Raw genomic sequence first — 11,922 nt, 5'->3', positions numbered from 1 at the left:
GGCAAGTCTCCTTTCAATGGCTCGCCTGCAAGCCACGGCTTTGGCCGAGCTGCACTTCCTCGCGCAGATCGTTCCAGATCACTTTGGCAATCTCGATGAATTTCGGGTCGTAACGAATGTCGGACATGACGCGCGGGCGCGGCAGGTCGATGCGGTAGACGCTCTTCACCGTGCCCGGGCCTGCGGTGAGCACATAGACCTTGTCGGCCAACGCCACCGCTTCCTCAAGATCATGCGTGACGAAAACGACGGATGATTTCAGCCCCGACCAGAGGTCCAGCAATTCGTCCTGCATTGCCGTGCGGGTTTGCATGTCGAGCGCGCTGAAGGGCTCGTCCATCAACAGGATCTTGGGCTGGTTGATGAAGGTCTGGGCAAGCGCCGCGCGCTTGCGCATGCCGCCCGAAAGCTGGTGCGGATAGTGCTTCTCGAACCGCGAAAGGCCGACCCGGCCGATCCAGTCGCGCGCCTTCTCATAGGCTTCTTTCTTCGGCGTGCCGCGGAAGAGCGGACCGGCGGCGACATTGTCGAGGACGCTGCGCCACGGAAACAGCGCGTCGGCCTGGAAGACGAATCCGATGTCCCGGCTGATGTCGGTGACCGGATTGCCCATGACCCGGACATTGCCGGTGGTCGGACGCAACAGGCCGGTGACGAGGTTGAGCGTCGTCGACTTGCCGCAGCCGGTCGGGCCGACGACGCAGGCGAACTCGCCGCGCGCCACCGTCATGGTGAAATCGCGGATCGCCGTCATCATGTGGCCGTCGGGCGTGACGAAGCGCAGCGTCACATCGTCGATGGCTATCGCGGCGTCAACCGGCGGCGCGGCGGGAGACAGTTTCTCCGCCGCCATGGTCTGCGATTGCATGGCACACTCCTGTTGTGGTGGTGCGGGATGGCGCGATCCGGGCCCGCGGGCCTGCTCGCCGGAATCCGGAAACATGGCCGCCGAATTGATTCAGGCGGCCGACGCAAGCTCTTGCTTTTCAAGGGCGGACGGGGTCCGTCCGCCCTCGCCTGCCGGCGCTTACTTCGCCGCGTCGACGAACTCGGTCGTGTAGGTCTTCGATAGGTCGATCTGCTTGCCCTGCAGGCTCTTCGAGAAGGTCGACAGAACCTTCAGCACGGTCTGCGGTCCGTCGGCCGGCATGCGGCCATCCGGCGTGAACATCGCCTTGCCGCCTGCCAGGCCCTGAACATAGAGGTCCTTGTTGCCGGCGTAATAGTCCTTCGGCATCTTGTCGGCGATCTCCTCGGCCGAATGGCCGGCGATGAACTTCATCGTCTTGACGAAGGCGTTGGCGAGCTTCTGCGCCTCGTCCTTGTGACCTTCGAGCCAGCTCGACTGGACGTAGAACGAGGCAGCCGGGTAGTCGCCGCCGAGCGCCGCCTTGGTCTTTTCGGGCGTGCGCATGTCGACCAGGACCTTGGCCTCGCCGGTCTGGAGCAGCTTAGCGATGGTCGGCTCGGTGGTCATGCCGGCCTGGATCTGGTCCTGCTTGACGGCGGCGATGAAAGTGTTGCCGGCGCCGACGGGAAGCAGCGTGTAGTCGCCCGGCTTCAGGCCGCTGCGAACCGCGAGATACTGCGTCAGGAAATCGGTCGAGGAGCCGAGGCCGGTGACACCGAGCGTCGCGCCCTTGAAGTCGGCCGGCGACTTGATTTCCGGGTGCTTGGCCGAGACCAACTCGACCTCGCCCGGCGCCTGGCTGAACTGCACGATCGACTGGATGTACTTGCCCTTCGACTGCAGATCGACGGTGTGGTCGTAGAAGCCGACGACGCCCTGCACGGCGCCGGCCAGCAACTCATTCTCGGCCTCGACGCCCGCGCGGGAGTTCACCAACTCCACGTCCAGCCCCTCGTCCTTGAAGTAGCCGAGCTGCTGGGTGAGCACGGCCGGCAGATAGATCTGTTTTTCCATGCCGCCGACGATGATGGTGATCTTGTCGGCAGCCGATGCCGTCGATGTGCCAGCGCCAATCATGGCAAGCGTCAGCGCCACTGAACGCAGGGCGCGTTTAGAGATGAAACGGGTCACTAATCTTCCTCCACTGGGCGGCGCGCCGCGCCGCATTCCTCCTGTCGGCCGCTCCCAGGCCGTTCATGTGGCGACCGCCACAAAACTGTCATGGCATGGCCAAGCTTTCAGCTGGCTTTCAGCCGTTTTAGAGGCCGCGGAATGGAGTCCGGCGGGGTTACCGGTCACGAGGCAGTGAAGCCCAGCACATCGCGCATGTCGTATTCGCCGGGCGGCCGTCCGGCGACCCAGAGCGCAGCCGCGATGGCGCCGCGGGCGAACATCGAGCGGTCGCCGGCGGCATGCGAAAGCGTGAGCCTCTCGCCGTCGCTCAGGAAGCTGACGCTGTGCTCGCCGACGATGCTGCCGCCGCGCATAACGGCAAAGCCGATCTCACCGGCATTGCGCGGACCAACGAGGCCATCGCGGGCGCGTCTCGCCACATCGTCCAGCACGACGCCACGTCCTCGCGCGGCCGCCTCGCCCAGCATCAGCGCCGTGCCCGACGGCGCATCGACCTTCATGCGATGATGCGCTTCAAAAATTTCGATGTCGCAGTCGTCGGCGGCAAGCGCCCTTGCCGCCTGCTCGGCCAGGCCGGTCAGCATGTTGAGCCCGAGCGAGTAGCTGCCGGAGCGCATGATGGCGACTTTCTTCGCGGCGTCGGCAATCGCCGCCAGTTCCGAGGCGCTGAAGCCGGTCGAACCGATGACCAGCGCCGGACCGCCGCGCGCCGCGCAGGCCTTGGCCAGTTCGGCGGAAGCTGCGGGCGTGGTGAAGTCGACGACCACATCGGCAAGCGCCAGCGCTTCATCGCGCTCGACCAGCCCCTCGCCCATGCTGCCCGGTCGATGGAAGCGCGCGACGAGCTGCAGCCGCGGATCGGCCGCGACGGCTTCCGCCATCTGCCGGCCCATGCGGCCGAGCGCGCCGGCGATGGCTATCCTGAGCGGCTGCGGCATGGCGATCCTGTCGAAAACTGAGTCGGAACAATCCTCTAGCACGCCGCCTTGGCAAATTGATTCAAACGACTGCAGGCCACGGCAAACGGGGCGAGACGAGAGCGAACTGTACACGAATGTGAAGGCGGCCGCGGACGAGATCAAGACGCTGGACGCGCAGGCGGCGAAGTAGCAAGGCTACGGGCCGCGACGGCGCTATTGCGCCTTGTCAACATGATCGAGGATCGCGCGATAGCGCCCGCATATGGCGGCATCCTGGTAGAAATCCACTTCGGTATCGATGATCTGGTCGAGGCTTAGTCCGCGATAATGCGCCTTTACCTTTGCCAGGACGTCTTGCGCTTGCCTGATTTCGCCGAGTTCGGAATGGCAGATGACAAGACGAATGAGCGACCACGGTGTTACAGTCGCTATTTTCGCGTAGCAGGCGACTGCCTCGCGATATCGTCCGGCCGTCGTCAGAAGGACGCCACGGAAGTCGTCATACCATCCCACGGCGTATGGGTCGCGGCGCTGGGCTTCGGCTATCTCATCAAGCCCCTCCTCCGGCCTGCCCGTGTGATTGAGGAAAATAGCGCGGATACTAAGAATGAATGGATCGTTCGGATTGAGCGCGACGGCCCGGTCAAGGCTGAATTCAGCCTGTTTGAACTGGCGCAGGTACAAGTGAGCGAAGCCGGTGGCGAGATGCCCATAGGCCTCGTCGGGATCAAGGTCCAACGCCGTTCTTGCGATCGCCAGTCCGGAATGCAAATGGCCGGGATTGTTGTAGTCCCAATAGTACTTGATCGACTCCACAAAGCTGAGCATGGCGTGGGCGGCAGCAAACTGCGGATCGAGCTTTGCCGCCTGGCGCAGAAATGGTTCCGCTTCGAGCACAGTGTCATAGACCGCGGCCAGTTGCAGCGCCCGCAGATAAAACTCATAGGCCGACATGTTGTTGGTCGGGCGGCCTCTGGCGCGCGACGAAATCGCGGTTCTGGCCTGCCGAGCCAGACGCGCCGCGATCATCCGGGTGATTTCATCCTGGATGGCGAAAATGTCGTCGAGTTCCCGGTCGTAGTGTTCGCCCCAGATATGAGCCATCGACGACGCATCGGTTAGCTGCACGGCGATCCGCACCCTGTTGCCGATCTTCCGCACGCTGCCTTCGACGACGTATTGGACGCCAAGCTTGCTCGCCACCTCCGCCGGATCATGCGCCTTGCCGCGGAACTGGAAGGAGGAGTTCCGCGCGATGACCAGAAACTCCTTATACTTGCCAAGCTCGGCGATGATGTCCTCGGTGATGCCGTCGCTGAAATAATCCTGCTCCGGATCGCCGCTCATATTGTCGAAAGGAAGTATGGCGATGGACGGTCTGAACGACCGCGTAACATCCGCCTTAACCGCGAAGGGCCTGGGGCCTGCATATTTATAGCCGCGACCGTGCACGGTTGCGATAATCTCGGCAGACAGCAATTTTCGCAGCGCCGAAATGTGGACCTGCAGCGTATTCTCCTCCACCACCACGCCGGACCAGACCGCATCTAGAAGTTCGGTCTTGCCGATCACCTCGTCGGGTCTGTCGAGCAACATGGCGAGGATGTCGAAGGAACGCGCCGAAAGCTCCACCGGCCCTTTCGGGCCTAGCAACTGCCGTTCGGCTCGTCTCAAACGATAGTTCCCAAACTCCAAGTCCATTGGCCACCACCCTCGCGGGGAGGATAGTCCAAGATAACCCTGAAGGCGAACTTCAGGGCCGTTCGGGATTCTTCGCTTCAGGCAAATTCAGAGCCGTTCAGGTCTCTTCAGGTTCAAGCCAAGGACCTGCGTGGGAGGCAGCGCCATTGTCGCCGTTACAGGAGGACATCATGGCTGACATCCTCACCACAAGCCCGATCATAGTCCGACGCCTTAAACTGCTGCGGCGAGGCTTTCCGAGGCTCGGCGCATCGCTCAATGCCATGTCCGGTTTGGTAGGCGACGCACTCAAGATGGCTTACGTGGATCCCTACGCCAGCCTTGGGCGCCAATCGCAGGTCGTCCCGGACGATGATCTCGAAGGCCGAGATCCCACTTGGTGAGCCGCCAAGCGATGGCAGACCGCGAAGTGGGTCAAAGTGCCCTGAGCCACACCTTGTTGTCATGGACGGCGGCGCCGCCATAGGGCGCGGGCGCATCGGCGCCGGTCAGCACGTTGATGCCTTCGCCGCGCTCGTGCGCGCTGTTCGGCCAGATGCCTTCGGCGATCACCACACCGCGCTTCACGCCGTCGAAAAATTTTGCGTGCAGCACCACGTCGCCGCGCCGGTTGCCCACCTCGACGCGGCCGCCATCCTCGATGCCGAGCGCCGCGGCATCTTCGGGATGAAGCAACAATTCGGGCCGGCCTTCCCTGGCCTTCGACACTGGCGTCTCGGCAAAAGTCGAGTTCAAAAAATTGCGCGCCGGCGAGGTCGCCAGCCGGAACGGATGCTCCTCGTCCGCGACCTCGATCAGCTCGACATGATCGGGGAATTCCGGCAGCCGTCCCACCGGGCCGAACAGACCCATGCTTTTCGGCGGCCGGTTGGGCGCCGACTGCCCGGTCCAGTTGGGCCGGAAGTGGAATTTCTTGTCGGCATGGCCAAAGCCGTTGATGAAATGCGCGTCGTCGAAGCCGGGCTGCAGGTCGATCCACTTCTCAGCCTTCAGGCTGTCGAAGCTGCCGAGCCCGCGCTTGCCGAGGATGATGTCGATATGCTCGCGCTCGGTCAGGCCGAAGCCCGGGCGGTCGCCGACGCCGAGCCGCTTGGCGAGCTCCTCATTGACATAGTGGTCGGTTCGCGGCCCCTCCGGCGGCTCGATCAGCTTGGGGCCCAGCGTGATGTGCTGATTGCCGCCGCCCTTGTAGATGTCGTCATGCTCCAGAAACATCGTCGCCGGCAGCACGACGTCGGCGAGCTTGGCCGTGTCGGTCATGAACTGCTCATGCACGCAGGTGAACAGATCCTCGCGCAGAAAACCCTTTCTCACCAGCCGCTGCTCCGGGGCGACATTGGCCGGATTGGTGTTCTGGATCAGCATCGCCGTCACCGGGGGACCGCCATAGAGCGCGTCGGCCGCGCCCGTCAGCACCGGGCCGATGCGCGAATGGTCGAGATAGCGCACCTTCGGGTCGCGCATCGCGGTGCCTTCCAGCACGTCCTGGTTCAGCTGGAAGATGCCGGAGTTGGAGTGGAAGGCGCCGCCGCCCTCATACTGCCAGGCGCCAGTGACGGCGGCGATGCAGGAGACGGCATGCATGTTGACGGAGCCGTTGCGCTGGCGGGCAAAGCCGTAGCCGAGCCGGAAGTAGGTCTTCTTGGTGTTGCCGACGAGATGGGCGAATGCCTCGATCTCGGCGACGGATAGCCCGGTTATGGCGGCCGCCCATTCGGGTGTGCGCGTCCGCAAATGTTCTTCCAGCCCACGCGGATCATCGGTGTATTTCTCGAGATAGGCGCGGTCGGCCAGCCCATCGCGGAACAGCACATGCATGACCGCGCAGGCGAGCGCGCCGTCGGTGCCGGGCTTCAGCATCAGGCCGAGATCGGCCTGCTTCATCGTGGCGTTGTCGTAGATGTCGATGACGACGATCTTGGCCCCACGCTCCTTGCGCGCCCTGGTCGCATGGGTCATCACGTTGACTTGGGTGACCACGGCATTGGTGCCCCAGATCACCACGCAGTCGGATTTTGCCATCTCGCGCGGATCGGGACCGCGCAGCGCGCCCGCCCCCATCATCCAGCCGGTCCAGGCGAGATTGGTGCAGATCGAGCCGAAAAAGCCCGAGTATTTCTTGGCGTGGCGCAGCCGCTGGATGCCGTCACGCTGCACCAGCCCCATCGTGCCGGCGTAGAAATAAGGCCAGACCGTCTCCGAGCCGTATTTTTCTTCGGCTTCGATGAATTTTTCCGCCACGAGATCGAGGGCTGCTTCCCAGCTGGCTTCCTTCCAGGCGCCCTCGCCCTTGGCCCCGGCGCGCACCAGCGGCTTCAGCAGCCGGTCGGGATGGTGGACGCGGTCGGCATAGCGCGCGACCTTGGCGCAGACGACACCCGCCGTGTAGCTGTTCGCCTTGGCGCCGTGGACGCGGCCGATGCGGTTGTCTTCGAGCAACTCGACTTCGAGGGCGCAGGTGGAGGGGCAATCATGCGGGCAGGCCGAATGGCCGATCCGGAGCTTGGCGTGCTGGTTCATGCGGGGTGTGTAGCGGGTTTTAGGGACGAGTTGTAGGGCCAGATGGGCTCCCCCTTCTCCCCCTGCGGGAGAAGGTGGATCGGCGCATAGCGCCGAGACGGAAGAGGGGTGTTCCAGCGGAGTGAGGCGTCGGCTTTCCCTGGAGCACCCCTCATCCGGCCGCTTCGCGGCCACCTTCTCCCACAAGGGGAGAAGGGAAATCGCGCTAGTCCGCGATCCCTTCCTCATACTCCGCCGACATCGTCAGCCACTTGTCCTCGTTTTGCGCCAGCGTCTGCGCCAGTTGCGAGCGCTCCTTGGCGAGCTGCGTCGCGGTCGAGGGGTCCTTTTCGTAGACCGCCGGATTGGCAAGCTCGTCCTCGATCAGGTCGATGCGCTTGCGGATGCGGTCCATGAGGGCCTCGGTGGCGCGGATTTCCTTGGCTAAAGGCTCCAGTGCCGCGCGGCGCTGGGCCGCCTCGCGGCGGCGATCGGCCTTGGACGCCTTGTCCGCCTCCTTCTGCTCACGGCGGTTGGCGGAAACGCCGGTGACCAGCGTCTTATAATCCTCCAGGTCGCCGTCATAGGGATTGACCGCGCCGTCCTTGACCAGCCACAGGCGGTCGGCCGTCGCCTCAAGCAGATGCCGATCGTGCGAGATCAGGATCACGGCGCCCGGAAAATCGTTCAGCGCATGGATCAGCGATTCACGGCTGTCGATGTCGAGGTGATTGGTGGGCTCGTCGAGGATGAACAGGTTCGGCCCCTCGAAGGCCGACAGCCCCATCAACAGCCGCGCCTTCTCGCCGCCGGACAGATCCTTGGCGGCGGTGTTCATCTTCTCGGTGGTAAGCCCAAACTGGGCGACACGGCCGCGCACCTTCGATTCCGGCGCCTCCGGCATCAGCCTGCGAACATGCTCGTAGGCGTTTTCCTCAGGCCTGAGATCGTCGAGCTGGTGCTGGGCAAAGATCGCCACCTTCAGCCCAGGCGCTACCGTCATCGTGCCGGCCTCCTGCTTCAGCCGGCCGGACAAAAGCTTGGCGAAGGTCGACTTGCCGTTGCCGTTGGCGCCGAGCAACGCGATGCGGTCATCGGCATCGATGCGCAAGGTCATCTTCTTCAGGATCGGCTCACCAGGCGTATAACCGACACTCACGTTGTTGAGTGCAACGATCGGCGAAGCGACCGTCTTCACCGGCTCGGGAAAGGAAAACGGCCGCACCGTGTCGTTCACGATCGCCGCGATCGGCTTCATCTTTTCCAGCGCCTTGATGCGCGACTGCGCCTGCCTGGCCTTGGAGGCCTTGGCGCGGAAGCGCTCGACGAAGGATTCCATATGCTTGCGGGCGGCTTCCTGCTTGATGCGGCCCTTCTCCTGCTGTTCCTTTTGCTCGGTGTACTGGCGCTCGAACTGGTCGTAGCCGCCGCGCCACAAGGTCAGCTTCTTCTGATCGAGGTGGACGATGGAATTGACGGCGCGATTGAGCAGGTCACGGTCGTGGGAGATCAGCAGAACCGTGTGCGGATATTTCGAGACGTAATTCTCGAGCCAGAGCGTGCCTTCGAGGTCGAGATAGTTGGTCGGCTCGTCGAGCAGCAGAAGGTCAGGCTCGGAAAACAGCACTGCGGCCAAAGCCACGCGCATGCGCCAGCCGCCCGAGAAGGAGGAGGCCGGGCGGCGCTGCGCCGCGTCGTCGAAGCCGAGGCCGGCAAGGATGGTGGCCGCGCGGGACTCGGCCGAGTGGGCGTCGATGTCGGCCAGCCGCATGTGGATGTCGGCAATGCGGTGCGCGTCGGTCGCCGTCTTTTCCTCTTCGAGCAGCGCGGTGCGCTCAATATCGGCCTTGAGCACGATGTCGATCAGCGGCTCCTCGGTGCCGGGCGCTTCCTGCGCCACCTGGCCGATGCGGGTGCTTTTCGGCAGGCTGATCGAACCGGTCTCAGAAGGGAAATCGCCGGTGATCGCCTTGAACAGCGTCGTCTTGCCGGTGCCGTTGCGGCCGACAAGGCCGGCCTTGGTGCCGGCCGGCAAGGTCAATGAAGCATGATCGAGAAGCAGCCGCCCCGCCATGCGCAGCGTAAGGTCGTTGATGATAAGCATGGCCGGCTTTTGCACGGGAGATCGGCGCTTCGCAAGAGCCAGGCCCGGGATGAGACCCCCGCTCGCTGTCTTTGGCCGTTCAGCAAAAAACTCGAAGGACTGGAACCAGTTGCCGGCCGAAGCGTTTGGACGCCCGTGATCCGCTATCTCGCCCTGGCTTTCATCTTCTTCCAGGTCGCCACGACAACCGCGCTGGCGACGCAGGTGGTTCTGTTCGAAGACGAGACCGCTCACATTGCTCTCGCCGCTGAACCCGCGAGCGGGCTGCAGGGCCAACCAATCTCGCCCCAAGCGGCCAAGATTGCGAACCGGCTGGAGACGCGGGAGCCGAAACACCTGTTGATCCAAATCGACTCCGGAAAAGCATCCTAAGGCTTCGCCTTATGATTGACGAAGAGGCTGGCGGACACGCCCTTCTATCCTGCCGGAATGTCTCCCCTCAAGGAAGGATTGTTCGTTCCTCTGCTTTCGCCCGGTCACACTTTGCTTGCCACGTCACAGGTTTGGCGTTGATCGCCGCGGTTGTCTCAACCTATGCTGGCGCGAGCGGCGGGTTCGGCTCAAGCAGAGGACAGATCAGATGTCAGCCAAGACCTCGCTCCTTTCGGCCTCGCTGGCGGTCGCGATTTTCGCAGTCGTCGCCGGCCTGACCATGCTTCCCACCACTCCCGCCGCCCGTGCGGCAACCATCGACTGCGCGGCAGCGAAGACGCAGGCCGACCTTGCGACCTGCACGGCCGCGAATGCCGCTTCGGCGGACGCGGGGCTCAATGCAGTCTACAAGGAGCTGGCGGGACGTCTGGCTCCCACCGACCTGAAGCGCCTGCGCGAGGCGCAGCGCGCCTGGATCCCCTTCCGCGACAAGGAATGCGCCTTCCGCACCCAGCCCTATGCCGGTGGCTCGGTATATGCGACCCTCGTCGAGACCTGCAAGCAGGACTTGACCAAGGCGCGGCTGGCGCAGTTACAGCACCAGTTGCAATGCCCCGAAGGCGACCTCTCCTGCGTGCCGCAAAGCGGCGGCAGCGCCGCGCCCGCGACGGCTGGCACGGCGTCTGCGAAACCCGCCCCTGCACAGGTAAGCCGGAACGACACGCGGCCATGCGTGCAATCCGCGGGAAAGGCGAAGTCGGACGAGTATGTCTCGCAATGCGTCCAGGTTTCGCCGGCGACCAATCCGCCCTGCAACGGGCAGAACGCGTGCAACGTGATGATCGATGAGATCAAGCGCGGCTGCGCCATGATCGGCAATGACAACCCGCCCGGCTTTTGTTCCGCCTACAAGAACTAAGCCGCACCCGACGTCGCTCCTGACTGCCACGGCGATCAACATTCCCGGAGAAAGATCAACCCGTCGCAAGCAGACAACCGCAAGTTTGCCTCGTGCTCAATATTGATGCAGCAAGAGACGATACCACCAAAAAGGCAGCGAAATCTTCTGACCCAAGCATGATGCTTATCAAAAATTGATTTCAGTTTTTATCGCAAACCTGCGATCTTGCCGATGCGCCGTGAGTCGTGAGTTGGCGCCAACGATAACTTGATCCAAGAAAACTTGGCTCTGGCATTCAGGAGCTCACGATGGGCGCGGCGATCAACGATCCACGCACGTTGCGATATGTCGCGGAAATCACGCGCAAGCTGGCGAAGATGCTCTCGCGCACGCGCTACAACATGCTCGTCTACCTTCTTGAGATGACGGCTGTCGAGGCGGAGAGCCTGGCCAACGAGCAGGCCCCCAAGCAGGTCCGGCCGGCGGAGCCGCCTCAGGTCCTCGGCTGAGCGCTCGCCATAAGGCGGTCCAGAGCGTTTCACCGTTTCGAGGAAACGGTAAATCGCTCTATCCCCCTGTTTTGACGCAGTTCCGGGCGGAAAGGCTACGCCGAAGTCGCCGAGCCTAACCGCTCACACTTTTCCTGGAATTGCTCAAGGACGGCGAGACATTGCAGCCTGTGCGCCTCGATTACCGGCGGAGCGTCGCATTCGATGATGGCGCGCTCGAACCGGTCGAGCGCGTCCAGCGCCGCAAGCAGGTCGCCGGACGGACTGCCCAGCGAAAACAGGATGCGCCGCGCCTTGACGCCGTGAGCCGCACTCACTGAGCACTGCGCGGCGACCCCGCGGCGCAACGCGGCAAGGTCGGCCAGATGGTCGCGCAATGGCCATGGCGCGACATCATCCGCTGCGGGCAACATGCCTCAGGCCTTGGCCTTACGCTTGCCCTTGCTCCTGGCCGCGTCGCCGCCGGCCGGCTTGCGGCCGAGGCCGGAGGATTTGGCCAACGCCGAGCGGGTGGCCGAGTAGCTCGGCGCCACCATCGGATAATCGGCGGGCAGGCCCCATTTCGCACGATATTCGTCCGGCGTCAGGTTATGATCGGTCGCGAGGTGACGCTTCAACGACTTGAACTTCTTTCCGTCCTCCAGGCACACGATGTGGTCGGGGAAAACCGAGCGCTTCGGGTTGACCGCAGGCGTCTGCGCCACCGCCTCCTTGACAACGCTGCCGGTGGCGAGTCTGCGCACCGACGCGCTGACGCTGGCGATCAGATCGGGCAGGCCGGAGGCAGGGAGCGGATTGTTGCCGACATAGGCCGAGACAATGTCGGCGGTCAGTTCGATTGCAGTCTTGTCGTCGATGTTGGACAATTTTTT

At 63.5% G+C, this 11,922-nt stretch carries 12 protein-coding genes; 4 read left to right on the top strand and 8 right to left on the bottom strand.

The window, feature by feature from the left end; all coding sequences use genetic code 11:
- Positions 1–13 precede the first annotated feature (13 nt).
- From LB526_RS11185 to LB526_RS11170, 4 genes are all read right to left on the bottom strand, one after another.
- Positions 14–868 (bottom strand): ABC transporter ATP-binding protein, encoded by an 855-nt coding sequence (locus LB526_RS11185; protein WP_224524886.1) that lies wholly within the window; start codon positions 866–868, stop codon positions 14–16.
- Positions 869–1,027: 159 nt separating this feature from the next.
- Entirely contained in the window at positions 1,028–1,987 is a 960-nt protein-coding gene (locus tag LB526_RS11180) for an ABC transporter substrate-binding protein (protein ID WP_224627781.1), read from the bottom strand.
- Positions 1,988–2,205: 218 nt separating this feature from the next.
- Entirely contained in the window at positions 2,206–2,982 is a 777-nt protein-coding gene (dapB, locus tag LB526_RS11175) for a 4-hydroxy-tetrahydrodipicolinate reductase (RefSeq protein WP_224627653.1), read from the bottom strand.
- 195 nt (positions 2,983–3,177) lie between these two features.
- Positions 3,178–4,665, bottom strand: coding sequence for a winged helix-turn-helix domain-containing tetratricopeptide repeat protein (locus LB526_RS11170; protein ID WP_224627652.1), 1,488 nt, complete (start codon positions 4,663–4,665; stop codon positions 3,178–3,180).
- 170 nt (positions 4,666–4,835) lie between these two features.
- On the opposite strand from LB526_RS11170, the gene LB526_RS11165 reads away from it, so the two are divergent.
- Complete coding sequence (locus LB526_RS11165; RefSeq protein WP_224627651.1) at positions 4,836–5,048, top strand: hypothetical protein; 213 nt, start codon at positions 4,836–4,838, stop codon at positions 5,046–5,048.
- Between the two features lie 31 nt (positions 5,049–5,079).
- Here LB526_RS11165 and LB526_RS11160 read toward each other — a convergent pair whose 3' ends face one another.
- Positions 5,080–7,185: a molybdopterin-dependent oxidoreductase gene (locus LB526_RS11160; RefSeq protein ID WP_224627650.1), complete on the bottom strand. Its 2,106-nt coding sequence runs from the start codon at positions 7,183–7,185 to the stop codon at positions 5,080–5,082.
- 205 nt (positions 7,186–7,390) lie between these two features.
- Positions 7,391–9,268, bottom strand: a complete 1,878-nt coding sequence (locus LB526_RS11155) for an ABC-F family ATP-binding cassette domain-containing protein (protein ID WP_224627649.1) — start codon at positions 9,266–9,268, stop codon at positions 7,391–7,393.
- Positions 9,269–9,403: 135 nt separating this feature from the next.
- Between LB526_RS11155 and LB526_RS11150 the strand changes: the two genes are divergently transcribed.
- The 3 genes from LB526_RS11150 (at position 9,404) to LB526_RS11140 (ending at position 11,050) form a co-directional block, all read left to right on the top strand.
- On the top strand, positions 9,404–9,640 hold the full coding sequence (locus LB526_RS11150) for a hypothetical protein (protein WP_140846071.1): 237 nt from the start codon (positions 9,404–9,406) through the stop codon (positions 9,638–9,640).
- 208 nt (positions 9,641–9,848) lie between these two features.
- Positions 9,849–10,559: a lysozyme inhibitor LprI family protein gene (locus LB526_RS11145; RefSeq protein ID WP_224627648.1), complete on the top strand. Its 711-nt coding sequence runs from the start codon at positions 9,849–9,851 to the stop codon at positions 10,557–10,559.
- Positions 10,560–10,849: 290 nt separating this feature from the next.
- Positions 10,850–11,050, top strand: coding sequence for a hypothetical protein (locus LB526_RS11140; RefSeq protein ID WP_224627647.1), 201 nt, complete (start codon positions 10,850–10,852; stop codon positions 11,048–11,050).
- Between the two features lie 95 nt (positions 11,051–11,145).
- Here the strand turns inward: LB526_RS11140 and LB526_RS11135 are convergent, their stop codons facing one another.
- Both LB526_RS11135 and LB526_RS11130 read right to left on the bottom strand, forming a co-directional pair.
- Entirely contained in the window at positions 11,146–11,463 is a 318-nt protein-coding gene (locus LB526_RS11135; RefSeq protein WP_224524905.1) for a hypothetical protein, read from the bottom strand.
- 3 nt (positions 11,464–11,466) lie between these two features.
- Complete coding sequence (locus LB526_RS11130; protein WP_095767194.1) at positions 11,467–11,916, bottom strand: MucR family transcriptional regulator; 450 nt, start codon at positions 11,914–11,916, stop codon at positions 11,467–11,469.
- Between the last annotated feature and the right edge of the window lie 6 nt (positions 11,917–11,922).

Origin of the sequence: Mesorhizobium sp. CA6 (assembly GCF_020165035.1) — a bacterium.
Lineage (GTDB): Bacteria > Pseudomonadota > Alphaproteobacteria > Rhizobiales > Rhizobiaceae > Mesorhizobium.
Note: the sequence above shows the minus strand (reverse complement) of the source record. Positions and strands in the feature narration are given on the sequence as shown.

What these genes read in the sequence shown, in the direction of transcription:
- LB526_RS11185 (WP_224524886.1), bottom strand. Translation starts at nt 868, where the DNA reads ATGCAATCGCAGACCATGGCGGCGGAGAAACTGTCTCCCGCCGCGCCG.
- LB526_RS11180 (WP_224627781.1), bottom strand. Translation starts at nt 1,987, where the DNA reads ATGATTGGCGCTGGCACATCGACGGCATCGGCTGCCGACAAGATCACC.
- dapB (WP_224627653.1), bottom strand. Translation starts at nt 2,982, where the DNA reads ATGCCGCAGCCGCTCAGGATAGCCATCGCCGGCGCGCTCGGCCGCATG.
- LB526_RS11170 (WP_224627652.1), bottom strand. Translation starts at nt 4,665, where the DNA reads ATGGACTTGGAGTTTGGGAACTATCGTTTGAGACGAGCCGAACGGCAG.
- LB526_RS11165 (WP_224627651.1), top strand. Translation starts at nt 4,836, where the DNA reads ATGGCTGACATCCTCACCACAAGCCCGATCATAGTCCGACGCCTTAAA.
- LB526_RS11160 (WP_224627650.1), bottom strand. Translation starts at nt 7,185, where the DNA reads ATGAACCAGCACGCCAAGCTCCGGATCGGCCATTCGGCCTGCCCGCAT.
- LB526_RS11155 (WP_224627649.1), bottom strand. Translation starts at nt 9,268, where the DNA reads ATGCTTATCATCAACGACCTTACGCTGCGCATGGCGGGGCGGCTGCTT.
- LB526_RS11145 (WP_224627648.1), top strand. Translation starts at nt 9,849, where the DNA reads ATGTCAGCCAAGACCTCGCTCCTTTCGGCCTCGCTGGCGGTCGCGATT.
- LB526_RS11140 (WP_224627647.1), top strand. Translation starts at nt 10,850, where the DNA reads ATGGGCGCGGCGATCAACGATCCACGCACGTTGCGATATGTCGCGGAA.
- LB526_RS11135 (WP_224524905.1), bottom strand. Translation starts at nt 11,463, where the DNA reads ATGTTGCCCGCAGCGGATGATGTCGCGCCATGGCCATTGCGCGACCAT.